This window comes from Natrarchaeobius oligotrophus (assembly GCF_003841465.1).
Classification (GTDB): Archaea; Halobacteriota; Halobacteria; order Halobacteriales; family Natrialbaceae; genus Natrarchaeobius; species Natrarchaeobius oligotrophus.
Map to the genome: position 1 here is coordinate 1 of NZ_REFZ01000023.1, position 22453 is coordinate 22453.

25 protein-coding genes and 1 tRNA gene are annotated in these 22453 nt (G+C 65.8%); 12 read left to right on the plus strand and 14 right to left on the minus strand.

Annotated elements, in window-relative coordinates; translation table 11 throughout:
- Window positions 1-310 (minus strand): TFIIB-type zinc ribbon-containing protein (locus EA472_RS19585; RefSeq protein WP_279387189.1); only part of this gene is annotated, 310 nt, incomplete at its 3' end.
- A gap of 194 nt (window positions 311-504) precedes the next feature.
- On the opposite strand from EA472_RS19585, the gene gatC reads away from it, so the two are divergent.
- The 3 genes from gatC (at window position 505) to EA472_RS19600 (ending at window position 2668) form a co-directional block, all read left to right on the plus strand.
- Window positions 505-783 carry an Asp-tRNA(Asn)/Glu-tRNA(Gln) amidotransferase subunit GatC gene (gatC, locus tag EA472_RS19590; RefSeq protein WP_124193193.1) on the plus strand — a complete coding sequence of 93 codons (279 nt, stop codon included), beginning with the start codon at window positions 505-507 and terminating at the stop codon, window positions 781-783.
- 2 nt (window positions 784-785) lie between these two features.
- Entirely contained in the window at window positions 786-2069 is a 1284-nt protein-coding gene (gatA, locus tag EA472_RS19595) for an Asp-tRNA(Asn)/Glu-tRNA(Gln) amidotransferase subunit GatA (protein ID WP_124193194.1), read from the plus strand.
- Window positions 2070-2239: 170 nt separating this feature from the next.
- Complete coding sequence (locus EA472_RS19600; RefSeq protein WP_124193195.1) at window positions 2240-2668, plus strand: hypothetical protein; 429 nt, start codon at window positions 2240-2242, stop codon at window positions 2666-2668.
- Between the two features lie 27 nt (window positions 2669-2695).
- Here the strand turns inward: EA472_RS19600 and EA472_RS19605 are convergent, their stop codons facing one another.
- The 6 genes from EA472_RS19605 to EA472_RS19625 form a co-directional block, all read right to left on the minus strand.
- On the minus strand, window positions 2696-3046 hold the full coding sequence (locus EA472_RS19605; RefSeq protein WP_124193196.1) for a helix-turn-helix transcriptional regulator: 351 nt from the start codon (window positions 3044-3046) through the stop codon (window positions 2696-2698).
- A gap of 72 nt (window positions 3047-3118) precedes the next feature.
- Entirely contained in the window at window positions 3119-3901 is a 783-nt protein-coding gene (locus tag EA472_RS19610; protein ID WP_124193197.1) for an NRDE family protein, read from the minus strand.
- A 25-nt stretch (window positions 3902-3926) separates the two neighbouring features.
- A complete protein-coding gene (locus EA472_RS19615; RefSeq protein WP_124193198.1) occupies window positions 3927-4349 on the minus strand; it encodes a DUF371 domain-containing protein in 423 nt (140 codons plus the stop codon).
- A gap of 61 nt (window positions 4350-4410) precedes the next feature.
- Window positions 4411-5754 (minus strand): alkaline phosphatase family protein, encoded by a 1344-nt coding sequence (locus EA472_RS19620; RefSeq protein WP_124193199.1) that lies wholly within the window; start codon window positions 5752-5754, stop codon window positions 4411-4413.
- A gap of 377 nt (window positions 5755-6131) precedes the next feature.
- On the minus strand, window positions 6132-6257 hold the full coding sequence (locus EA472_RS23275; protein WP_279387190.1) for a hypothetical protein: 126 nt from the start codon (window positions 6255-6257) through the stop codon (window positions 6132-6134).
- A gap of 192 nt (window positions 6258-6449) precedes the next feature.
- Window positions 6450-6983, minus strand: a complete 534-nt coding sequence (locus tag EA472_RS19625) for an inorganic diphosphatase (RefSeq protein WP_124193200.1) — start codon at window positions 6981-6983, stop codon at window positions 6450-6452.
- Between the two features lie 197 nt (window positions 6984-7180).
- On the opposite strand from EA472_RS19625, the gene EA472_RS19630 reads away from it, so the two are divergent.
- On the plus strand, window positions 7181-7540 hold the full coding sequence (locus EA472_RS19630; RefSeq protein ID WP_124193201.1) for a PadR family transcriptional regulator: 360 nt from the start codon (window positions 7181-7183) through the stop codon (window positions 7538-7540).
- 4 nt (window positions 7541-7544) lie between these two features.
- Here EA472_RS19630 and EA472_RS19635 read toward each other — a convergent pair whose 3' ends face one another.
- The gene (locus EA472_RS19635; RefSeq protein ID WP_124193202.1) at window positions 7545-8174 is read right to left on the minus strand and encodes a DUF7108 family protein; all 630 of its coding nucleotides are present in this window, start codon (window positions 8172-8174) and stop codon (window positions 7545-7547) included.
- Window positions 8175-8316: 142 nt separating this feature from the next.
- Window positions 8317-8910: a ribonuclease HI gene (rnhA, locus tag EA472_RS19640; protein ID WP_124193203.1), complete on the minus strand. Its 594-nt coding sequence runs from the start codon at window positions 8908-8910 to the stop codon at window positions 8317-8319.
- 162 nt (window positions 8911-9072) lie between these two features.
- Between rnhA and EA472_RS19645 the strand changes: the two genes are divergently transcribed.
- Window positions 9073-10035, plus strand: coding sequence for a transcription initiation factor IIB (locus tag EA472_RS19645; protein ID WP_124193204.1), 963 nt, complete (start codon window positions 9073-9075; stop codon window positions 10033-10035).
- A 234-nt stretch (window positions 10036-10269) separates the two neighbouring features.
- On the plus strand, window positions 10270-12960 hold the full coding sequence (ppc, locus tag EA472_RS19650; protein ID WP_124193205.1) for a phosphoenolpyruvate carboxylase: 2691 nt from the start codon (window positions 10270-10272) through the stop codon (window positions 12958-12960).
- Between the two features lie 82 nt (window positions 12961-13042).
- On the opposite strand, the gene EA472_RS19655 is transcribed toward ppc, so the two are convergent.
- The gene (locus EA472_RS19655) at window positions 13043-13426 is read right to left on the minus strand and encodes a winged helix-turn-helix transcriptional regulator (protein WP_124193206.1); all 384 of its coding nucleotides are present in this window, start codon (window positions 13424-13426) and stop codon (window positions 13043-13045) included.
- A 74-nt stretch (window positions 13427-13500) separates the two neighbouring features.
- Here EA472_RS19655 and merB point away from each other — a divergent pair, with 74 nt between their 5' ends.
- The 3 genes from merB (at window position 13501) to EA472_RS19670 (ending at window position 15096) form a co-directional block, all read left to right on the plus strand.
- On the plus strand, window positions 13501-14202 hold the full coding sequence (gene merB, locus EA472_RS19660) for an organomercurial lyase (RefSeq protein ID WP_124193207.1): 702 nt from the start codon (window positions 13501-13503) through the stop codon (window positions 14200-14202).
- Window positions 14203-14316: 114 nt separating this feature from the next.
- On the plus strand, window positions 14317-14514 hold the full coding sequence (locus EA472_RS19665; protein WP_124193208.1) for a hypothetical protein: 198 nt from the start codon (window positions 14317-14319) through the stop codon (window positions 14512-14514).
- A 159-nt stretch (window positions 14515-14673) separates the two neighbouring features.
- The gene (locus EA472_RS19670) at window positions 14674-15096 is read left to right on the plus strand and encodes a CBS domain-containing protein (protein ID WP_124193209.1); all 423 of its coding nucleotides are present in this window, start codon (window positions 14674-14676) and stop codon (window positions 15094-15096) included.
- Between the two features lie 71 nt (window positions 15097-15167).
- On the opposite strand, the gene EA472_RS19675 is transcribed toward EA472_RS19670, so the two are convergent.
- The 3 genes from EA472_RS19675 to EA472_RS19685 form a co-directional block, all read right to left on the minus strand.
- Window positions 15168-15464: a hypothetical protein gene (locus tag EA472_RS19675; protein ID WP_124193210.1), complete on the minus strand. Its 297-nt coding sequence runs from the start codon at window positions 15462-15464 to the stop codon at window positions 15168-15170.
- 809 nt (window positions 15465-16273) lie between these two features.
- Window positions 16274-17248, minus strand: a complete 975-nt coding sequence (locus EA472_RS19680; protein WP_124193211.1) for an AAA family ATPase — start codon at window positions 17246-17248, stop codon at window positions 16274-16276.
- A 103-nt stretch (window positions 17249-17351) separates the two neighbouring features.
- Complete coding sequence (locus EA472_RS19685; protein WP_124193212.1) at window positions 17352-18029, minus strand: hypothetical protein; 678 nt, start codon at window positions 18027-18029, stop codon at window positions 17352-17354.
- A 251-nt stretch (window positions 18030-18280) separates the two neighbouring features.
- Between EA472_RS19685 and EA472_RS19690 the strand changes: the two genes are divergently transcribed.
- From EA472_RS19690 to EA472_RS19700, 3 genes are all read left to right on the plus strand, one after another.
- Window positions 18281-18365, plus strand: a tRNA-Ser gene (locus EA472_RS19690).
- A 646-nt stretch (window positions 18366-19011) separates the two neighbouring features.
- Window positions 19012-20376: a 4Fe-4S ferredoxin N-terminal domain-containing protein gene (locus EA472_RS19695; RefSeq protein WP_124193213.1), complete on the plus strand. Its 1365-nt coding sequence runs from the start codon at window positions 19012-19014 to the stop codon at window positions 20374-20376.
- Between the two features lie 156 nt (window positions 20377-20532).
- A complete protein-coding gene (locus EA472_RS19700) occupies window positions 20533-20730 on the plus strand; it encodes a hypothetical protein (RefSeq protein WP_124193214.1) in 198 nt (65 codons plus the stop codon).
- A 49-nt stretch (window positions 20731-20779) separates the two neighbouring features.
- Here the strand turns inward: EA472_RS19700 and EA472_RS19705 are convergent, their stop codons facing one another.
- The gene (locus EA472_RS19705; protein ID WP_124193215.1) at window positions 20780-22312 is read right to left on the minus strand and encodes a (R)-citramalate synthase; all 1533 of its coding nucleotides are present in this window, start codon (window positions 22310-22312) and stop codon (window positions 20780-20782) included.
- Between the last annotated feature and the right edge of the window lie 141 nt (window positions 22313-22453).

A 22453-nucleotide genomic window follows, 5' to 3' on the forward strand; every position in this document is an offset into this window, starting at 1 on the left:
CTTTGTCCTGCCAGCCGATGTTGGTCGAAAGCCCCTGATCGTGCATCATGTTGGTGGTGGGGGCACCGACGCGGCTCTTTTCGTCCTTTTCGGCGGCGTCGAAGGCGCGCCACTCGGGGCCGCGGTCGATCTCGCCTTCCTCGACGACGAGGCCGCAGTCCTCGCAGACGGTCTCGGCGTGCTCGGCGTCGCTGACGAGCCGTCCGCTACACTCCGGACAGCACTCTCGCTCGTCCGATTCCTCGAGCGACTCCGCTCGTTCTGTCTCGCGGCGCTCGTCGCTGTGCGTTCGGATCGTGGAGTCAGTCATTGTGGTGGAACTGATCGAAGGGCGGTGAAAACGCTCTCCCGTAGATGGTATATGTCGTGGCTCGCTCACTTAAAAACTACGATCGTATGACGGGTGAACGACGGGATTCGCCGGGCGAATCGCTCCGACGCCGTCGAGGCCGCGGCGGACGCCAGATCGAAACGCTTACTCCCGGGAGGCCGGTCCGAACACGTATGAGCGACGACGCCGTCAGCCCGGAGGAGGTCCGCCACGTCGCGGAGCTGGCCCGGGTCGATCTCGCGGACGACGAGGTCGACCAGTTCACCCGGCAGTTCGCGGAGATCCTCGAGTACTTCGACGCGCTGGACGAGGTGCCGGAGGTCGAACGCGACGCCGAACTCGCGAACGTGATGCGTCCCGACGAGGAACGCGACTCCCTCGACCGCGAGGAGGCGCTTCGAAACGCCCGCGAAACCGAGGACGGCTACTTCAAGGGGCCGAACGTCTCCTGATCATGGGTTCGAATATCTTCATCACCGAGACGACGATCGAGGGCGAGGGCGACGGGGACGCGCCGCTTGCGGGCACCACCGTCGCGGTCAAGGACAACATTTCGACCGCCGGCGTCCGGACGACCTGCGGTTCCGAGATGCTCGAGGAGTACGTGCCGCCGTACGACGCGACGGTCGTCTCGCGGCTGACGGACGCGGGGGCGACGATCGTCGGCAAGGCTAACATGGACGAGTTCGGCATGGGATCGACGACCGAGACGTCGGCGTTCGGGGCGACAGACAACCCCGCCGCGCCGGGTCGCGTTCCGGGCGGTTCCTCGGGTGGCTCGGCGGCCGCGGTCGCGGCCGGCGAGGCCGACCTCGCGCTCGGCTCCGACACCGGCGGATCGATCCGCTGTCCGGCGGCCTTCTGCGGCGTCGTCGGCATCAAGCCGACTTACGGGCTCGTCTCGCGGTACGGACTCGTCGCCTACGGCAACAGCCTCGAACAGATCGGCCCGTTCGCCGAGACCGTCGAGGACGCTGCCGCGTTGCTCGACGTGATCGCCGGACCCGACGAACGCGACGCGACGACGCGCGAGCCCGAGACGAACGGCGAGCAACCGGGCTACGCCGACGCGGCGACCGGCGACGTCGACGGGCTCTCGATCGGCGTCCCCACCGAACTGCTCGAGGGAGCCGACGAGGGCGTTCTCGAGGTCTTCTGGGACGCGCTGGGCGAACTCGAGGATCGGGGTGCGACGCATCACGAGGTGTCGCTCCCGTCGGTCGAACACGCCGTCGAAGCCTACTACGTCATCGCGATGTCGGAAGCCTCCTCGAATCTCGCGCGGTTCGACGGCGTCCGGTACGGCCGCTCCGGCGGGTACGACGGCAACTGGAACGAGACGTTTGCGACGGCCCGCCAGGAGGGGTTCGGCGACGAGGTCAAACGACGGATCCTGCTCGGCACGTACGCCCTCTCGGCGGGATATCACGACAAGTACTACAAGAAGGCACAGGACGCCCGGGCGTGGGTCAAACAGGACTTCGACCGGGCGTTCGACGAGGTCGACGTGCTCGCGTCGCCGACGATGCCCGTACCGCCGTTCGAACGCGGCGAGAGCCTCGAGGATCCGCTCCAGATGTATCTCGCGGACGCGAACACGGTGCCGGTGAACCTCGCGGACCTTCCCGCGATCTCGGTTCCGGCCGGCGAAACCGACGGGCTTCCCGTGGGTTTGCAACTCGTCGGCGCGGCCTTCGACGAGCGGCGGTTGATTCGCGCGGCGAGTGCGCTCGCCTGAGACCGGCTGCCGACCGTCAGTTCCGACGCAGCCGCGACCGTTCCGGGTGTTTCACCAGTGCGTCGGCACGGTCCCCTTTCGGACAGTCGCGACGCGCCGACCGCGATCGAGAGGTACTTTCTTGTCGAATCACGAACGAGAAGACGATACCGGTCCCCGCCGGTCGTTCCATGAAAATCACCAAAGATCAGCACGTCGCGTTCGACGAGTTCTCGAGAGCGTGCGATCTCGTCGAGGAGTACTTCGGCGACACGATCGACGACGTCGCGCTGAACTCGCCGGTGTCTCGCCAGCAACTCGTCGCCGTCCTCGCGCGGGCGCAGTTGTCCGGCCGCCAGCTGGCTCTCGAGGGCCTCCCCGAGGACGGACGCGTCGTCTACCGTTCCGACCAGGAGACGTTGCTCTGGCTCGACGGCGGATTCTGGACCGACGTCCGCGACACGCACAACCTCGAGGCCGACGAGGGTCGGGCCGCGCGGGAAGTCCACCGGCGAATCCTCGAGGCCGTCGACGGCGACGTCGGATACACCGACCGCCAACGGGATCCGTTCGTGCTCATCGACCGGTTCGGTCGCTACGACGGACCGTCCGAGACCTAGGATCGGTGCCGATCGACGACGCCGGTGTCACTCCTCGTAGGCGAGGTTCATGATCCACTGCGAGAACGCGTCGCTGTTCGGATCGACCTCTTCCTCGCCGATGAACGGCGAGAGCATGTCTCCCGCCATGAGCAGCGTAAAATCGAGATCTCGAGCCGTCGGCGTGATGTAGTAGGTGTTGTGTCCGTCGTAGACCGTCTCCTCGCGGTCGACGAGTTCCTTCTCGACGAGCGATTCGACGATTCGACTGCCCTTTCGAGAGGAGACGTCGAGTTCCTTCCAGAAGTCGCTCTGGTGGATACCGCCGGTCTCCCGGACGAGTTCGAGTCCGCTTCGTTCGTCGTCGGAGAGCTCCGACTCGATCGCGGAAACGCTCACGGCGACCACCTCTCCGTGCTCGTCGCTCGGAACGGGAGTTCGTCCATGTGCACAACAGCGAGAGGGAGGCGCTTAAATGTGCCTTTCGACGTCGCGGTTTCGGGGGGGTTCGACGCGGTCGTCGAGGGCCACGTCCTCGTAGCTCGTCCGACACGGCGGCCCCGGCGCGAATCGGTAGGTGGCCGCCTCCCCGAGCGCAAGCAGCGACGACGAGCGGGTTCCGAACCCGTCGCGATGGAGGCAGACGCCGTACTCGTGGTCGCCGAGGACGCCCCCGGCGCGCTCGAGCCACTCGGCTGCCGACTCGCCGTCGTCGTCCACCGAGAGCTCGCGACGCACTCGACGGGCGTTGCGGGCCTGCGATCGGGCCTCCTCCGGTCGGCTCGACGAGACGACGACGTCGCCGTCGACCGCGGCGTTGACCACGACGTGGACGCCGGGGTCGAACGGCGTGCTGGTCAGCTCGCCGTCCCACCGGTAACAGACCGCATCGTCGGCGTCGGCGATCACGAGGAAGAAGGCGTCGTACTCGTCGACCTCGAGCGCGCTCTCGAGCAGCGCTCCGGCCTGGGCCGTCGACTCGGCCTCGAGAGCGTCGGCGACGAGCAGTCCGCGCGAACGTTCGCCGGCGAGGTCGGCGTCGGTCCAGCCGTTGGTGAGGCCGGCGAAGACGCCGAACTCGTTGTAGCCGATCCAGGTGCCGCCGGCGACGGCGTCTTTCGGCGCGACGATCAGCGGATCGCTCCGGTAGACGTCGGGGGGCAGCGAGTCGCGCTCGAGCGACTCGTCTCGGTTCGCGGCGACGGCGACCGGCACCTCGTCGAACACCTGCCACGCGAGCGTCAGCGTACACACGGTCGTGCGTAGGGGATCGAGCGCCTTAACTCCGGTTCTCGACGGTGATCGTCACCGTCGCCTCGGCTCCGTCGGCGAGGGCGTCGACCAGGTCCCGGTCGAAGCCTTCCGCCGCGAACTCGGCTCCGAGGAGAATCGTGCGCTCGTCGACGTACTCGCTGGTGCGCCCGACGGCGCTGCGCTCGCTCGTTAGCTCGAGGGCTGGATCGCCGCGACCGGTGACGGTGGTCTCGTGGCCGCCGGCCTCGAGCGTCACCGTGATCGTCGCGTCGGCGTCCCGACAGGCGTCGACGAACGCGGGGTCGAAGTCGGCGGGTGCCCGGTCCGCGTCGATCGCGAGGATGCAGTCGCCCGCCGGCGTGAGGTAGTCGTCCGTCGTCACCTCGAACGTGCTGGCGTGGGCCGCGCTGACGTGCTCGTGGCCGCGAGCGTGAATGACTTCGTCCACGGTCTCGGGTCGAGTTCCGGGCGGAAAACGTACTCGAATGCGGGCGACGGCGCCGGTTCGATCAGACCAGGCTCGCGCCGTCGAACTCGCCGCGGCTGTACTCGACGTCCATCAGGTCGAGGATCGTCGGCGCGATATCGAAGAGGTCGGCGTCGCCGATGGCGGCGTCGGGGTGGTCGATGTACAGCGCGGTGTCGTCGAAGCTGTGCATCCCGTTTCGGGGTCCGGTGTCGAACACCTCGGAGTCGGCCTTGAACCCGGATTTGAGATCGAATCCGTGGTTCGGAATCGCGACCAGGTCGGGCGCGATGTCGTCGTGGTCGCCCCGGAACGCCGCCTCCTTCTCGACGACGCGGTCGACCACGTTTCGGCCGTCCGGTCCCTCGAGCGTCTCCAGGTCGGCTTTGAGCCGGTCGCGCACCTGGTCGTACTCGTCTTCGGGGACGGAGCCGCGGGGCTCTCTGCCCTCGAGGTTGATGTAGAACCGACCGGGGATGAACGAGTAGGCCTCGGTCTCCGTCGCGATGTCGCCGAGTTCTTCCGGTTCGTCCGTCTCGAAGGAGAGCCAGCCCTCCTCGCGAAGCCACTCGTTGACGTGGACCTCGTAGTCGAGGCTGGTGAAGCCGTGATCGGAGGCGACGATCAGCGTGACGTCCTCGGGGAGGGCCTCGCGCAGTCGGCCGACGTAGTCGTCGACCTTCCGGTAGAACTCGAGGAACTCGTCTTTGTACTCGCCGTCGCGTTCGTAATCTTTGAACAGGAAGTGGTTGACCCGGTCGGTCGTCATGAAGACGCCGAAAAACAGGTCCCAGTCGTCCTCCTCGATGTAGCGTTCGAACGCCTCGAAGCGGGCGTCGAGGGTGGCGTGGGCGTCCTCGATGAAGGCCGATTTGTCGGATTCGTGGCCGAGCTTCGGGTTGACGTCGATCCGGTAGTCGATCGACTCGAGGTAGTCGCGGACGTCGTCGGGGTAGGCCGCCTTCTCGAGGCCGGGAGAGAGAAAGCCCGAGACCATCCGCTGGACGGTCCGTTGGGGCGGGAACGTGACGGGGACGTTCAGCACGGTCGAGCGGCGGTCGCCCTCCTCGACGCGGTCCCAGACCCGCTGGGCCTGAACCTCACGTCCCATCGGAACGTAGGTGTCGTAGGTGCCGACTTCGCGGTCCTGGAAGCCGTAGACGCCCGTTTCACCGGGATTCTTTCCGGTCGTCAGCGACGGCCAGCAGGCGCTCGACTCCGGCGGAACGATGCTCGAAATCTCGCTCGCGGTTCCGTCGTCGGCGATCGCTGCGAAGTTCGGGAACAGTTCCTCGTTCTCGGACAGAAGACTGTACGGTACGCCGTCGACCCCGATAAAGGCGACCCGCGGGTTTCCGTCGCCCCGCAATCGATCGAATAGACCCATGGCCGGTCGTAGTTCGACCGCATACAAGAAGGTTCGTTTCGAGACACTGTTTTGAAACTCCGTGACACGGGCTCGCAACCCCGCGGTGGGATTCGGTGGACGATCGCGATCGAGGTGATGCGGTGTCCTCGCGGTCGGGATACCGGACGACGGTCGCGGGCTGACGGGCGGTCGCTCGAAACGGGGCGGACGTCGGGGACGGCCGGCGCTCTCGAGGCGCTGGCGAGTCGAGTTGCGATCGAACCTCGAGGCGCTGTGAACCGAGATTGCGATTCCGCGCGGACGACCGACGGCGTCGTTCGGTCCGCCGTCGCGGTGGACCGGTGGCACGGTCGGACGGTCGCGCTTTCACCGGAACCGGGTGACAGCGGTCCGTCTCAGTCCTCGGCACCCTCGTCGGACTCGAAGTTCGTGGGCACGACCGTCGGGTGGGCGATCCCGACGCCCGGCTCGACGGCGTCGTTCGTCGGGGACGTTCGTGGGGGCGGGGTGGGCGCTGCCATACGAGTACGCGTTCGGCGCGCTCCCGGATAAAATTACTCATGCTCATAACGCATGAGCCGATCGGCGGCGAATAACTCCCGCGAATCCGGGTTCGGACGGCGTGACGTCGGTGCACTCGGTGCGGTGAAAACGGGAGTACCGATCGGTTGGCGCGGACGGACGACCCCGTCCGCCGGTCGAACGAAGAGTATCTAGGCGAAGCGTTCGTCGTAGAGGTCCTGTGCGTGCTCGATCGCGTCGTAGGCGGCCTGTCTGCCTTCCCAGCCCTGCGTCTCGACTTCTTTGCCCGCTTCGAGGTTCTTGTAGGTCGCGAAGAATTCGTCGATCTCGTCGCGCCGCTGCTGTGGAATGTCCTCGAGGTCCTCGATGTGGTCGAAGCGGGGGTCTTCGGTCGGGACGGCGACGACCTTGTCGTCCTGTTCGCCGTCGTCGTCCATCTTCATCAGCGCGACCGGACGGGCCTCGATGACGCAGCCGGGGAACGTCTGGTCTTCGACCAGCACGAGCACGTCGAAGGGATCCTCGTCGTCGTAGTACGACTGCGGGATGAAGCCGTAGTCGCTGGGGTAGTGGACGTTGCTGTGGAGGACGCGGTCGAGCACGACGCCCGGGACGTCCTTGTCGTACTCGTACTTGTTTCGCTCGCCCTTGAGACACTCGACGACGGCGTAGATCTCTTCTGGCGGATTCGGTCCGGTTTCGAGGTCTTCCCAGAGATTGACCATGTACCTGGAACTCGACGGTCGATCAAAAAGTACTTTCGTAATCACGTTCGAAGGTAAATTGACGGCTGCCAGACAACCGACGGGCGTCTCCGGGCGTCCGGTCGATCGGCCTGCCGGCGGCGGGTAGACCGAGGCTACCGCCTCGAAAGACCAAAAAGTTGGCAAGTCTTAAATAGTCTGGCACCATCTACAGAAGTATGTCAGAGGCACAATCAATCAACGGCGAACAGAGCATCGCGCGTGAACTCACGGCGTTCCAGAACAACATTCTCACGATCCTGGCCAAAGAGCCGATGTACGGCCTGGCGATCAAACGCGAACTCGAGGAGTACTACGGAACCGAAGTGAATCACGGCCGCCTGTACCCGAATCTCGACGAACTGGTCGAGCTGGGGCTGGTCGAAAAGAGCGAACTCGACAAGCGAACCAACCAGTACTCGCTGACCGACGAGGGGTACGAGGCCGTCCTCGACGGCATCCGCTGGTCGCTCTCGAAGGTCGTCACCGGCGACGACCGCGCGGACGAGATCCGAGAGATCGTCGACGCGAGTTACTGAACGGTTACTCGAGCCGGAATTCGGGCACCGGTTCGTCGGCCGCTTCGTACACCAGCTCGATCGATTTTTCGACGGCATCGCGCTGTGAGTCGGACGGCCACGCGTTGCGCACGAAGTACTCCGAGCGAAACTCCGCGAGCTCGGCTCCCGTCATCGACTCGATCCGTTTCGCGTAGTGGTTGCCGACGAAGTCGGCGAGCGCCGCCGCGTTGTCGCCGTGGACGTCGCCGTGGCGGTCCCGGACGCGCGCCGCGATCGCCCGGTTGTGCGCGTCGACTGCGTCCCAGTCGTCGGGATCGTCGGTCCCCTCGAGGGGGATCTCGATCGCGCGCGAGAGGTCGTCGATGCGTTCGGTTCGGATCGTGCCGTCGTCGTGCCACGTTGCGGGGTGGAGCACGAGCACCGCGTCGCCGTCGTCGCGAACGCGGGCGGTAAACTCGTACTCCGCGAGTAGCCGGTCGCGCCGATCGGCGCGGGCGCGACGCTCGGCCTCGTCCGTCGCGGTTCGTTCGAGTCGGGTGAGCCGTTCGGCCTCGTCGACGACCGACGGCGGGAGTTCGTCGCCGTCGTCGTCGGCGTCACGGTCGCTCGATCCGTCAGAACCAGCCCCGGAGCCGCCGTCGAGATCGCTCATAGCGGACGGTACGTCGTCGAACGTTTTTTCCTTGCTGATCCGAACTCGAGAGGCCACTCGCTCGAGCGGATCGGTTCGCCTTTCGTCTCCTCGCTCCCGTCCCCTCGTTCTCGTCTCTCCCCCGTCTCTTCGCTTTCCGCTCTCACCCCTCGTCGAGCGCCTCGTTCGCGAGCGCATCCGCGCGCTCGTTGATCTCGCGCGGAACGTGCTCGAGCGTCCACTCGTCGAACGCGGAGAGGAGTTCGTGGACGGTGACGCGTTTCTCGCGGAGGTCGGGATCGTTGGTGTCGTACTCGCCGCGGACCTGCTTGACGACGAGTTCGGCGTCGATGCGGACGTGCACCTCGTCGTAGCCGTAGTCGCGGGCGGCCTCGAGCGCGCGGACGAGCCCCTCGTACTCGGCGCGGTTGTTCGTCGTCCGACCGATGCGCTCGCTGCCTTCGGCGACGATACCGTCGCCGGTGACGATCACCCAGCCGATGGCGGCCGGTCCGGGATTCCCGCGGGCCGCGCCGTCGGAGTAGACGTGTGCGCGCCCGCCGTCCTCGCACAACAGCGCCTCGAGGTCGCGCGGATCGGATCCCTGGATCACGACCTTCTCGTCGTAGGCGACCGCCGTCGCGTCGCCGCGGCTCGCACGCCAGCGCTCGTGGTCGGTGTTCCCCGACTCGACGCGGACGCCCGCGTCCTCGAGTCGTTCGCGCGCCGCCTCGACGTCACACTCGATGACCGGCATTCGGTCAGTTCATCGCCCGGTTCCGGATAAAGTCTTTCCGGTTTCAAATCGTAAACCACCTCTGTGAAGCTCTATACGTGGCGATTTCGCCGGATAACGTTCAATCGCACAAAACTGATGCACAGGACTTATATACCATGCTGATACTACTATAAAAGTGCGATGACACGGTCCACCCGCCAGCGGGAGCGAACGCGTGAGATGGACGAGACCGAGGACCAGGAGGAGGTACGCGCCTGTCCTGAGTGTGAATCGGACAATCTCGTCAAGGACTCCGACCGGGGTGAGCTCATCTGTGAAGACTGTGGGCTCGTCGTGGAGGAAGAAAAGATCGATCCCGGCCCGGAGTGGCGGGCGTTCAACCACCAGGAACGGCAGGAGAAGTCCCGCGTCGGCGCGCCGACGACCCAGACGATGCACGACAAGGGGCTGACGACGACGATCGACTGGAAGGACAAAGACGCGTACGGTCGCTCTATTTCCTCGAAAAAGCGCAGCCAGATGCACCGGCTGCGAAAGTGGCAAGAACGCATCCGGACGAAAGACGCCGGCGAACGAAACCTGCAGTTCGCGCTCAGCGAGATCGACCGCATGGCCTCCGCGCTCGGGGTGCCCCGTTCGGTTCGCGAGGTCGCGTCGGTCATCTACCGGCGCGCGCTCAAAGAGGACCTCATCCGGGGTCGGTCGATCGAAGGCGTCGCCACCTCGGCGCTGTACGCGGCCTGTCGAAAAGAGGGCATTCCGCGCAGCCTGGAGGAGATTTCGGAAGTCTCACGCGTCGAACGAAAAGAGATCGGTCGGACGTATCGGTATATCTCGCAGGAACTCGGCCTCGAGATGCGCCCCGTCGATCCGAAAAAGTACGTCCCCCGCTTCTGTTCTGAACTCGAACTGTCCGAAGAGGTCCAGACCAAAGCCAACGAGATCATCGAGAAGACGGCCGAGGAAGGGCTGCTGTCGGGCAAGTCGCCGACCGGATACGCCGCGGCTGCGATCTACGCCGCGTCGTTGCTCTGCAACGAGAAAAAGACCCAGCGCGAGGTCGCAGACGTCGCGCAGGTGACCGAAGTGACGATCCGGAACCGGTACCAGGAACAGATCGAAGCGATGGGCATTCACGGCTAACGCCGCCGCTCACGTTCACATTTTTTGCAGGGGTCGACGCTCCCGAGCGAGAAGCGACCGCGATCTCCCGTCGACTGTTCGTTCGACGTCGCGTTCGGTTTCGTTCGACGTCGTGTTCGGTTTCGTTCGACGTCGTGTTCGGTTTCGTTTGACGTCGGTAACCCCCGTAGAAGATGATGTACGTAGTAATCTTGGTTCGCTGGGGTTTTTAGACTCGAACGCAATTGGCGTGATATGAAACTCCACAACAGGGGGGTACGCCAGGACGTCAGAGAACTCGGCGCGCTGCTCGGCGAAGTGCTCGAGGACCAGACGTCCCGAAAGGCGTTCGAAACCGTCGAATCGTGTCGGCGCGCGGCGATCGACTACCGCTCGGGCGACCTCGAGTCGCGCGAGCCGCTCGTGTCGGAACTCGAGGGGCTGTCGCCCCACCAACAGCGTATCGTCGCCCGCGCGTTCACGACGTACTTCGAGTTGATCAACCTGGCCGAAGAGCGCGAACGCGTCCGCTCGATTCGCACCGAGTCGAACGAGGGTACGCTCCAGGACAGCCTCGAGACGGCGGCCGAAGAACTCGGCGAGGCCGACCACGAGACGGTCGAGCAGGTGCTCGAGGACGTCCTGATCGAGCCGACGTTTACGGCCCACCCGACGGAGGCCCGCCGCAAGACGGTCAAATCGAAGCTGCGGCGGATCTCGACGCTGCTCGAGCGACTCGACGAGTGCCTGCTGACCGAGAAAGAGCAGTCCCAGATCTGGCGTGACGTCGACGCCGAGGTGACGAGTCTCTGGCAGACGCCCCAGGTCCGCAACCGCCAGCCGGAGGTCGAAGACGAGGCGCGAAACGTCCAGTGGTACCTCGAGAACACACTGTTCGACGTCGTCGGCGAGGTGTACGACGAACTCGCCGACGCGATCGACGAGGAGGTCGACGGCACCCTCGACGTCCCCAAGCTGTTCGAGTTCCGCTCGTGGGCGGGCAGCGACCGGGACGGCAACCCCTACGTCACGCCGGAGGTCACCGCGAACACCCTCGAGCGCCAGCGCGAGGTCGTCCTCGAGCGCTACCGGGAACAGCTCAAGCGCCTCTCGGGCGTGTTGAGCCAGGACGGAAGCCGGATCGACGTCGACTCCGAGTTCGAGGCGTCGCTCGAGCGCGACCGCGAGCGCTTGCCGGGGAGCGCGCGAACCGCCGAGGAGCGCTATCCGGGCGAGCCCTACCGCCAGAAGCTCAAGCTCATGCGCGCCAGACTCGAGCGCGTGGGGGACGTCCGACCCGGCGGCTACGACGACGTCGACGAACTCCTCGACGACCTCGCGGTCATCGCCTCGAGCCTGCGGGAAAACGGCGGCGAGAGCGTCGTCGACGCCCACGTCGACCCCATCCGCCGGCAGGTCGCCACCTTCGGCTTCTCGCTCGCGAGCCTGGATCTCCGTGACCACCAGCAAAAACACACCGACGCCATCGCGGAAGCGCTCGACCGCGAGGGGATCGATTACCACGACCTGTCCGAGGACGAGCGGGCCGAACTGCTCACCGACGCGATCCTCCAGGACGAGCCGGTGATCGACCTCGAGGAGACCGACGGCCTCTCGGAGGACTCCGCGCGCGTGCTCCGGCTGTTCGACAACCTCGCGGACTGGCAGTCCGAGTACGGCGTCGAGGCGATCGACACCTACTGCATCTCGATGACCGAGGAGCCGAGTCACGTCCTCGAGGTGCTGTTTCTGGCGGACCAGGCCGGCGTCGTCTCCCTGCCCGAACACTGCGGGATCGACGTCGTCCCGCTGCTCGAGACGGAGTACGCCCTCTCCGGTGCGCGACGCATCATGGGCGCGCTGTTCGAAAACGAGGCCTACGCGCAGGCGCTCGAGGCCCGCGGGCGTACCCAGGAGATCATGCTGGGATACTCCGACTCGAACAAGGAGAACGGCTTTCTCGCCGCCAACTGGTCGCTGTACAAGAACCAGCGTCGACTCGGCGAGATCTGCGACGACTTCGACGCGAAGATGCGGCTGTTCCACGGCCGGGGCGGCTCCATCTCCCGGGGTGGCGGACCGATGAACGAGGCGCTGCTCGCGCTGCCGAACTCGACGGTCACGGGACAGGTCAAGTTCACCGAGCAGGGCGAAGCGATCGCGGAGAAGTACGGTAACCCCCGGATCGCCGAGCGCAACATCGAGCAGATGCTGAACGCCCAGCTTCGCTCGCGGCTGTACGCGATGCAACGGCCCGAAGAGGAGGTCGAAGCGGAGTGGATCGAGGCCATGGAGACGATGGCCGACGCCGCCCGACGCGAGTACCGAGACCTCCTCGAGAGCGACGGCTTCGTCCAGTACTTCGAGCAGGCGACGCCGATCACCGTCATCGAGGACCTCGATCTGGGCTCGCGGCCGGCCTCCCGGTCGGGCGAGCGCACCGTCGAGGACCTCCGGGCGATTCCGTGGGTGTTCTCGTGGACCCAGTCGCGGTGCATCCTGCCGGGCTGGTACGCCATCGCCTCCGGCGTCGACGCCTATCTGGAGGACGGCGGCTCGGTCGAGACCCTCCAGGAGATGTACGACGAGTGGCCGTTCTTCCGAACGACGCTCGACAACGCCGCGCTGTCGCTGTCGCGAACCGAACTCGAGATCGCCAGCCAGTACGCCGACCTGGCCGACGAGGAGCTTCGCGAGAACTACTTCCCGCGGATCACCGACGAGTACGAGCGGGCGGCCGAACTGGTCAAAACGATCGGCCAGCGCGAGGAGTTGCACACCCGCGACTGGCTGGGCGAGAACCTCGAGCGACGAAACCCCTACGTCGATCCGCTGAACGTCCTCCAGACGTACCTGCTCGATCGCACCCACCGAACCGACGTCGAAGAACGGACGCTCCGGCTGACGGTCAAAGGGATCGCCGCCGGGATGAAAAACACCGGCTGATCGCTCGAGGCGAGTCCGCTCTCGCGACTCGTGCGGTCGGGACCGAACCGTCCCCGCCCTCGAAACCGAATCGTTTCCCGGCCTACGTTTCCGTCGGCGCGTCCTCGAACTCCTCGTGGATCACGGCCCACTCGAGCAGCGGCTGCAGGCGCTGTTGCAGTTGCTCGCCCGTCGTCGTCAGGTCGTACTCCACGCGCGGCGGGATCTCGTCGTACTGCTCGCGCGCGAGGTAACCCGCTCCGACGAGTTCGTCGAGGCGCGCCGAGAGCGTCGAACTGCTCACCGCACCGAAGGCGTCCTCGATCTCGCCGTAGCGGACCGGCCCGGTTTCCCCGACGAGACAGATCACCTGGATCGCGTGTTTGCGACTCAGCAGTTCGAGGACGCCGCCGAGTTGACAGTAACACGACGGATCCGTTCGACACGACCGGCCGGGGACAGCGTCCGCATCTCGAGACTCGTCCATCGCTTTGGTTCACCGAAGTTACTTCAACACTTCGGACTCCGAAGTATAAACACTTCGAATTCCAAAGTAATAGCATGACGAGCAACTCTAACGGATGCGGCGGAACGGAACGGTGTGGCTGCGGGACCGAGGCGAACCAACCGGCGCACGTCGAATCGAACGCGGAGGCGGGCGATGGCGACCCCTCGAGTCCCGACCCGATCGACGGGCGCTGGATCGACGATCCCGCGAGCGCGGATTCGACGCTTCCCGACGACGTGCGAGCGGCGATGGAACGATGGCTCGAGACCGACGGAATCGAGACGGTCGCGGACTGTTTCGCCGCGATCCGTCGTCGGGTGGGCAACGGCTCGCTCGCGGTGGCCGACCTCTGTCACGCGGACGGAGAGACGGACCACCGGGGGGTCCTCGAGGGTGAGACGTACCACTTCCGATGCTTTTACGACGCCGTCTTGCTCGCGGAACTGGGCGATTCGCCCGTGACGATCCGGACCGTCGCGCCGGACGGAACCGAGATTACGGGACGGGTGTCCGACGCCGGCGAACCGACCGTCGAGCCGGCGGGCGCGACGATGTCGTTCGGAATCGCGGCGGACGCCAACCCGCTATCGACGGCGGATCGCCGACTCGGGGCAGCCTACGAGGCGATCTGTCCGTTCGTCCGGGCCTTCCCCGATCGCGCGAGCTACGGGACGTGGGCGGCGACGGTTCCGGCGGCCACGATCGCTACCCCGCTCGCCGACGCGACGGAACTCGCCGGATTGCTCCTCGAGTGATCGGTCGACGGCGAGCGTCTCGTTCCGATCCGTCTCGGTCGACCTGTGAGTTCGGAGACGGCTCGTAGTCACGAACGAGAAAGCCTATACGGGACGATTCGAGCAGGGAACGTAATGGACGAGAATCGGACCGTCGTCGACATCCTCGAGCGAGTCCGCGAGTCGCGCCGGCGCAAGCGCTGTCCCGACTGCGACGCTGTCGTATCTATCCGCGGGTTCAGAGGCGAGTACCGCTGGGAGTGCGTCGACTGCGATGCGGTCGGTATCGGCTACGAAAGCCGTTCCGCCGCGCTGAAGGGAGCCCAACGATAGCGGGCGTAGACGGTTCTCCTCTGCGGGACATCACCGGCCACGAGTTGGCGATCGACCCCTTCGATCGGACGCCCTTTTGTCACGCACCGTGGCAGTTCCGACGACCTGGAGGTACGATGTGGGTTTATAGTCGCGTTTGTGGGACGGCAATCCGGGTTTATGCCAGTCGAAAACCTCGCTCGAAGCGACGTCGTAACGGCACACGAAGACGAACACGTCGAGGAACTCGCGACCCTCATGGACGACTCCGATATCGGCAGCGTCGTGATCGTAGACGGCGACGAACCGATCGGAATCGTCACCGACCGCGACCTCGCGACGCGCGTGATCGGTAACGGAATGGATCCGTCGGAGACGACGGCCGGCGACGTCATGTCCGACGACCTGACGACCGTCGATCACACCGACGGATTCTACCACGTGACCGAACTGATGAGCGAACACGGCGTTCGCCGACTCCCCGTCTGCGACGACGGCAACGAACTGGTCGGGATCATCACGTTCGACGACCTCAACGAACTCCTCGCGGACGAGCACATGCAGCTCTCGGACGTCATCCAGGCCCAGCGACCCGAGTACTGATCGGGCGGTTCGGTACCGGCGCGACCACAGACGGGGCGCGGTCTCGCCGGAACGCCGGTCCAGCACTCCCCTCACTCGAGTGCTCCCGGTGTGCGGGCTCGCGGCTCGTCCACCAGCGCGAGCATGCCGATCCCGGCGACGCAGTCGGGACAGTACGCCTTCGTGACGGCCGCGTAGCTGTCCGCGAGTGCGGGACAGGGCTGACTCGAGAGGGAGATCACCCGCCGTTCGGAGATCGGATCGCCGCAGCGATCGCAGGCGGCGTCATCGACGGTCGCTCCGTCGGGAATTTTACGGGAGTCGCTCACGGCTGTCGCCTCCGCGAACTCGAGCGGCTCGACTCCCGGCGACTCGAGCGCCGGTTCCAACTCCGTCGTCGACTCCGCGGTTCCTGACCGGCGCGCGGACGGTCCGCTCGAGGTGCGTCGAGGCGGTCGCGAACCGGGACCGGGGGCTGATCGTGAACGATACCGTGTCGTCGTGCGAGACCTTTTTGTCTCGGTAGCGGTAACGAAAGCATGGCACCCAAACGTGTCGAGTTTGGAAGCCACCCGCCTCGGGTGTCCTACCACCCGGGGCGTTTCCGTACGCCCACCGTCCGTTCCGGAGCGAGTAGCTTCCATTTTGACGATGGATACGAATGATAATATAATTACTGGTATGTGACGAAGGAACCCTCGAGGATGGTTCTCGTCCGGCCTCCGTACGCCGACTCGAGACAGTATTCACGATTCCGTCGGATGCGACGCTGCCACGATCCCGCGTCCGATCGATCGGCCTCACTATCCCGTCCGATGCATCGCCGGCACTACCGGTCAGAAAGCCCCCGGAACGCTCGACCGGCCGCGGCTCGCTGCGCGCTCGTTTTACTCGCGTGCTCGCCCGGAAGACCCCCGACGCTGGTCTTCCGCCGTTCGTCTCGCCGTTCGGCTCACCGTCGCCGGGGACGGATCGACCGCGCCGGCTCCGTTTAGCCCTGCCCGCACCTCTCCCTCCCCAGCCGACTCGATCGCTCGCACGCTCGCTCACTCGCCCCTCGCACGGCGTCAGCGGTGCGCCCTCGCGTCGCTCGGACGCATCGCGAGCGCGCGCCGCGAACCGAATGCTCGTTTTGCTCGCGCTCGTTGTGATCGACCGTCTTTCCGTCAGTCCTGAAGTCCGTCGGTCCCGACGTCCGTCAGTCCGGACCGGCGTCCGCGGAGGCCTCGAGCGTCGGCACGGGAACCGACTCGAGGACGTCGTCGACGACCGCGCGTTTGTCGACGTCGTTGACCGTCGCGTCGGGCGTCAGGACGAGTCGGTGGGTGAGGACGGGGCGGGCGACGCGCTTGATGTCGTCGGGCGTGACGAACTCCCGGCCGACGATCGTCGCGTAGGCTCGCGCGGCCTCGAACAGCCGCTGGGTGCCCCGCGGGGAGACGCCGACCTCGACGCGGCCGTCGGCGCGCGTCTCGCGTGCCAGCGCGGCGACGTACTCGAGGAGGTCCTCGTCGACGCGGATCGACTCCGGAACCGACCGGAGCCGGTCGATCTGCTCGGGCTCGAGGACGGTCTCGACGGACGGGCTGGTCGTCTCCCGATCCGCGCGTCGGCGGAGGAGTTCGACCTCGCCGGCCTCGTCGGGGTAGCCCATCGAACTCTTGACGAGGAAACGATCGACCTGGGCCTCCGGCAGCGGAAACGTCCCCTCCTGTTCGACGGGGTTCTGCGTCGCGATAACGAAAAAGGGGTCCGGAAGCGCGCGCGTTTCGCCGTCGGTCGTCACCTGGCCTTCCTCCATGGCCTCGAGGAGGGCGGCCTGGGTCTTCGGCGGCGCGCGGTTGATCTCGTCGGCCAGCACGATGTTGGCGAAGATCGGTCCCTCGTTGAACTCGAAGGTGCGCTCGCGCTCGTCGAAGACGTGGGTGCCGGTGACGTCGGAGGGCAACAGGTCGGGCGTGAACTGAATGCGCGAAAACGAGAGTCCGAGCGCGGCGGCGACGCTCCGGGCGGTCAGCGTCTTGCCCGTACCCGGCACGTCCTCGACGAGGACGTGGCCGCGGCCGACGACCGCGACGAGGATCTCCTCCAGGAACTCCCGGTCGCAGATGACCGCCTCACCGATCGCCTCGAGGACGGCCGCGCACTCGTCGCTGGCCCGCGTGACGTTCATAGATTGGAGCACGATCGCTCGTGTCAAGTCGGTTTCGCTCTCTCCGACGCGCTTTCCCACGATCCTCGCCTCTCCGAGAGGTCCGCTTCCGGAGCGCTCGCGTTCACCCAGCGGGTTCGAACCGAGGCGTGTACGTCCGGATCGCGTAGACGATAAGCGGCGTTCCGACGATCGTCGGGCCCAGCCACCGGATCAGCGGTGGGACCATCGAGAGGTTGACCGTGATCACGGCAGTCACCGTCGCGATGTACGCGCCGCCCACGAACGCGACGTGTTTCTGAATCCACGGCGGCCGCTTCGCCGGCGATGAGCGAAACTGTGCGAGCGCGAACGCGGCGAATCCGGCCCCGATTCCGCCGAACGTAGCGAGCGCCGGTGCCAGCCCGACCGGGCCGGTAACCGACTGCCAGACGCCGGCTCCGATCATCCCCCCACCGACTGCCACCATCGTTCCGTGACCGGCGAGATCGAGCGCGGTCGGCGCTGTCAGTCCGGCGCGTCGTCGCTGGACCACCCGATAGCCGGCGAACACGAGGTAGCCGCTGAAGACGGCGATCGCCAGGAGAAACCAGTTTCCCGCCCGGATCGCCAGTGGAACGGCCGTCACGACCACGATGGCCATCGCCAGCGCGTACGCTCTCCCGAAGAGATTGTGTCGACCGCCGCCCTTTCGCGTCGCGATCGCGCCGAGTCCCGCAACGAGGGCCGCGATGCCCGCGAGGACGTGAACGGCCATCGTCGAATCTGCAACTATCGATCCCGTCCCGAGTTCCCCGATCATCACGTCTCCACCCGGTTCGCGTCGTGTGCTTCCCTCACATCTCTCGTCTCGAGTATCGATCGAATAGGAGCTTCCCCAAGATGTTGGTGGAGAGTCGGGACGGCATCCAGTTCGGCGGACCGTCTCCGAGACGACACCACCGGTCGCAGTCTGTCGCCGATGATCGCCCGTTGTGGCCTCTCGAGGAATCGGTCGCAGGCGGCGAGACGAATCGAAACCGGTAAAAACGTCTCCCCAGTAGGTACGGATGAGCCGAGATAGCCTAGCCCGGCCAAGGCGGCAGATTCGAAATCTGCTGTCCTCACGGACTCGGGAGTTCAAATCTCCCTCTCGGCGCTTTTCACGACGACAATATTGGTGAGCGGAGCGAACCATCTGTCGTCGTGAAAACGATACGGAGGAGTTTGAACGAGGCCAGGCGCGCGCAACGAAGTGAGCACGTCTGGACGTTGTTCAAATCTCCCTCTCGGCGTTTTCGCAGCACCAGCTCGATGAGCGACGCACAGCGGCGCGAATCACTCGGTTGCTGCGAAACGACGCGGAGATTCGAATCAGGGAGGTCGGTCCTCGCGAACAGAGTGAGCGAGACCGTCCGACCGTGGTTCAAATCTCCCTCTCGGCGCTTTTCACGACGACAATATTGGTGAGCGGAGCGAACCGTCTGTCGTCGTGAAAACGATACGGAGGAGTTTGAACGAGGCCAGGCGCGCGCAACGAAGTGAGCACGTCTGGACGTTGTTCAAATCTCCCTCTCGGCGTTTTCGCAGCACTAGTTCGATGAGCGACACGTAGCGGCGCAACACTCTCGAGTGCGATTCGCCCGACGCTCGCGAGGACCTCGAGACCGCCATCGGCGGACGCGATGCGATCCCGTCACACGCAAGGCCGTTTCTTATTGACGCATCGGTGGACAGCACGAGGTGGTAGTAAATAGCATGAAGGTGGACGGTAGCCGTTCGGTTTCTCGAGGTGATGGTATTCGATGAGTTCGGACGACTCCGGGGACGACGAAGCGTTTCACCCGCTCGGCCCGGAGGCGGAGGATCGATACGAGCAGTTGCTCGAGGAGGGCGATCACGACGCGGAACTCGGCATGGCGATGGCCAAAGACGCCATGCGGGTCACGAAAGGGGAGCTGTCGGACGAGGAGTTCTACGATCGCTATCACGAGGCGGTCGTCGAGGAGTTCGGCGAGGACGACCGCCCGATGGCCGACAGGATCGAGTCGGCCCGCGAGGAGGGTCGCCTCGAGGGGGCGCTCTCCCGGCTGGGCGTGGACGACGACGAGTCGCGACGCAACGTGATGAAGAAGATGGGCGCGGGTGCCGGCTTCCTCGGGATGGGTGCGTTCACCGCGACGAACGACGGCAACGAGCCCGATCCGAGCGGTGCCGTCCAGGACGAAGAAAACGGCGACGACGTCCAGTGGGGAATGGCGCTCGACCTCGAGTCGTGCGACGGCTGTCTCTCCTGCGTCGTCGCCTGCAACGCCGAGCACAACTGGAACGAAGGGGCGAACTGGATGTACATCCTCGCCTACGACGACGGAACCGTCGAGTCGCCCGAACCGGAGGAAGCCGAGACGGTCCGCGATTTCAACTACCTGATTCGGCCCTGCCAGCACTGCACCGACGCACCCTGCGAGAAGGTGTGTCCGACGACGGCCCGCCACACGAGAGAGGAGGGTGGGCTCGTCCTGACCGACTACGACGTCTGCATCGGCTGTCGGTACTGTCAGGTCGCCTGTCCCTACGGCGTCAACTACTTCCAGTGGAACGATCCGGACGTCCCCGCCGAGGATCTCGACGAGGACATGATGTACGATCAGCGAGATCGCTGGGTCAGCGGGCGCGGTCCCCGCGGCGTCATGGAAAAGTGCGTCTTCGACCCCGCCCGTCAGGACGGCCAGATGGGCGAGGAGATGGTCGGGACGACCGCCTGCGAGGACGCCTGTCCGCCCGGCGCGATTCAGTTCGGCGATATGAACGATCCCGACAGCGATCCCCGCCAGTACCTCGACAACGTGCCCCTGGCCCGCGCCAGGGAGCAAGACCCCGACGACGAGGAACTCCAGGAGGCGATCGCGGTCCTCGAGGAGGAGTCGGACGAGATGGACGAGGAGGAGGCCATGACGCTCATCGAGGCCGAGTTCGGCGACGAGGGCTCCCGGTTCAAGCTCTTAGAGGAGTACAACACCAACCCGAACGTCACGTACATCGGTAACGAGCCCGGCGCGAACGCCGAACAGGTCGAGGGTCCCGTCGCCTACGAGGACGTCGGAATGGTCGACAACCGAAAGACCGTTCTCGACGAGGAGACGGTCGGATTCGACGGCCTGTCGCTGTAGCTGGCGGTCGCCTCCCGACTGCGAGCGGTCGATCGACGACCGCCCCATCGCCGAGCGTCTCGAGTATCGGTCGACCGGAGAGCGGGGCGTCACTCGCACGGCCGAACCGCGATCCGAGTTAGATGGATTCTTCGTCCCGCGGGCGAACTCCGACGTATGGACCCTCGTCAGCGGATGATCGTCGGCACGATCTGGATCGCGGTCGCCGCACTGATGGCAACCACCCTCGAGCCGAGCGTCCCGTCGTCGGCCGGCGAGATCGCTCGGCTGTTCGTGGTCGCGCTCGCGCTGTTTCTCGCGGCGGTGTACCTGCTCGATCCGTGGGAGATCGTCAGTCGAAAACCGTTTCAGTAACCGCGCGTCGGTGATCGGGGTGTACACGCCCGACGCGCCCCAACCCGACTCAGTCGTCAGCCGGCGCGAGCGGCTCGGGTTCGACCGCGAGCAATCGATCGAGCGCGTCGACCATCGCCTCGACGCTCGCGCGGGTGATGTCGGCTTCGCTTCTGGCGACGGTCACCGAGCGGTCGTCTTTGGCCATCGTGACCTCGACGGTGACGACGGCGTCCGTGCCGCCGGTGACCGCGTCGACGTGGTAGGACTCGAGTTCGGCGTCGGCCGCCGAGCCGAGCGCCTCCCGGACGGCGGAGACGGCTGCGTCGACCGGACCCGAGCCGGTGCCGCTGGCGACGCGTTCCTCGCCGGCGACCTCGAGTCGGATGCTGGCGGTCGGGACCGCGCCGCCGCTGGTGGCTGTGAGATCGAGCAGTTCGACGACGCGCTCGCGGTCGTCGCCGGTGACGTCCTCGGCGACGGCGAGCAGGTCGGCGTCCGTGACGCGGCGGCCGCGGTCGCCCAGTTCCGTCACTCGGGTGGCGATCTCGCCGATCTCGCCGTCGGTCGCTTCGACGCCGTGTTCCTCGAGGGTCGCTTTGACGCCGGCGCGGCCGGTGTGTTTGCCAAGCGCGAGCCGTCGTTCGCGACCGACCGTCTCCGGCGCGTAAGGCTCGTACATCCTGTCGTCTTTGAGCGTGCCGTCGGTGTGGATGCCGCTCTCGTGGGTGAAGGCGTTCTCACCGATGACGGCCTTGTTCGGCGGCAACTGCACGCCGGTCGACCGAGAGACGATCTGTGCGAGGTCGTACAGTTCCTCGAGTTCGACGGTGTCGACGTCGTAGACGTGTGCGAGCGCGATCGCCACCTCCTCGAGGGCGACGTTGCCCGCGCGTTCGCCCAGCCCGTTGACCGTACAGTGGACGAGGTCGGCACCCGCGGAGACCGCCGCGAGCGCGTTGGTCACCCCCAGCCCCAGGTCGTCGTGGGTGTGGGCGCTGACCGGCCCCAGTTCGGCGAGTCTCGCGACCGCTTCGGCGGTCCGTTCCGGACCCGTGTGGCCGACGGTATCGGCGAAGCAGGTGCGGTTCGCGCCGGCGTCGAGAGCGGTCTCCCCGAGCGCCTCGAGGTAGTCGAGGTCGGCCCGGGAGCCGTCCTCGCCGATGACCTCGACCCAGAGGTCGTGATCTTTGGCGTACTCGACGAGTTCGGCCGTCGTCGCGAGATTGTCCTCGCGCGAGGTGCCGACCTTGTCCTCGACGTGGCGGTCGCTCGCGGGAACGACGACGTGAACGCCGTCGACGTCGCAGTCGAGTGCGAGGTCGACGTCGGATCGCATCCCGCGACAGAAACTCGTCACCGTCGCCTCGAGATCGAGGTCGGTGACGCGCGAGATGGCCTGGCGCTCGCCCGCGCCGGTGCAGGCGCTTCCGGCTTCGATGACGGAGACGCCGGTGCGCTCTAGCGCGCGAGCGATTTCGACTTTCTCGTCGGGCGACAGCGAGACGCCCGGCGCTTGCTCACCGTCGCGGAGCGTCGTATCGAGAAGACGGACTGTGCGATCCGATGGAATCGTCTGTTCGGTGGAGTAATGTACAGGCAAGAGTGATGAACTGCGATCAGTGTCGTCGCGGAATTTCACGCCCAGCCGGGTTGCCCCGACTTCCTCTATCCTCGTCGTCCGGCGTTGAGAACGAATCTCGTGCCATTGTATCTACCTCTATCGAACGACCGTGACTTAAAG

Bases quoted from the DNA above. Each gene is read 5' to 3' on its own strand.
- EA472_RS19695 (WP_124193213.1), top strand. From the start codon at position 19,012: ATGAGTTCGGACGACTCCGGGGACGACGAAGCGTTTCACCCGCTCGGC.
- EA472_RS23275 (WP_279387190.1), bottom strand. From the start codon at position 6,257: ATGGCAGCGCCCACCCCGCCCCCACGAACGTCCCCGACGAACGACGCC.
- rnhA (WP_124193203.1), bottom strand. From the start codon at position 8,910: ATGCCGGTCATCGAGTGTGACGTCGAGGCGGCGCGCGAACGACTCGAG.
- gatC (WP_124193193.1), top strand. From the start codon at position 505: ATGAGCGACGACGCCGTCAGCCCGGAGGAGGTCCGCCACGTCGCGGAG.
- EA472_RS19665 (WP_124193208.1), top strand. From the start codon at position 14,317: ATGGACGAGAATCGGACCGTCGTCGACATCCTCGAGCGAGTCCGCGAG.
- merB (WP_124193207.1), top strand. From the start codon at position 13,501: ATGACGAGCAACTCTAACGGATGCGGCGGAACGGAACGGTGTGGCTGC.
- EA472_RS19600 (WP_124193195.1), top strand. From the start codon at position 2,240: ATGAAAATCACCAAAGATCAGCACGTCGCGTTCGACGAGTTCTCGAGA.
- gatA (WP_124193194.1), top strand. From the start codon at position 786: ATGGGTTCGAATATCTTCATCACCGAGACGACGATCGAGGGCGAGGGC.
- EA472_RS19630 (WP_124193201.1), top strand. From the start codon at position 7,181: ATGTCAGAGGCACAATCAATCAACGGCGAACAGAGCATCGCGCGTGAA.
- EA472_RS19670 (WP_124193209.1), top strand. From the start codon at position 14,674: ATGCCAGTCGAAAACCTCGCTCGAAGCGACGTCGTAACGGCACACGAA.
- ppc (WP_124193205.1), top strand. From the start codon at position 10,270: ATGAAACTCCACAACAGGGGGGTACGCCAGGACGTCAGAGAACTCGGC.
- EA472_RS19635 (WP_124193202.1), bottom strand. From the start codon at position 8,174: ATGAGCGATCTCGACGGCGGCTCCGGGGCTGGTTCTGACGGATCGAGC.
- EA472_RS19620 (WP_124193199.1), bottom strand. From the start codon at position 5,754: ATGGGTCTATTCGATCGATTGCGGGGCGACGGAAACCCGCGGGTCGCC.
- EA472_RS19625 (WP_124193200.1), bottom strand. From the start codon at position 6,983: ATGGTCAATCTCTGGGAAGACCTCGAAACCGGACCGAATCCGCCAGAA.
- EA472_RS19645 (WP_124193204.1), top strand. From the start codon at position 9,073: ATGACACGGTCCACCCGCCAGCGGGAGCGAACGCGTGAGATGGACGAG.
- EA472_RS19700 (WP_124193214.1), top strand. From the start codon at position 20,533: ATGGACCCTCGTCAGCGGATGATCGTCGGCACGATCTGGATCGCGGTC.
- EA472_RS19655 (WP_124193206.1), bottom strand. From the start codon at position 13,426: ATGGACGAGTCTCGAGATGCGGACGCTGTCCCCGGCCGGTCGTGTCGA.
- EA472_RS19685 (WP_124193212.1), bottom strand. From the start codon at position 18,029: ATGATCGGGGAACTCGGGACGGGATCGATAGTTGCAGATTCGACGATG.
- EA472_RS19680 (WP_124193211.1), bottom strand. From the start codon at position 17,248: ATGAACGTCACGCGGGCCAGCGACGAGTGCGCGGCCGTCCTCGAGGCG.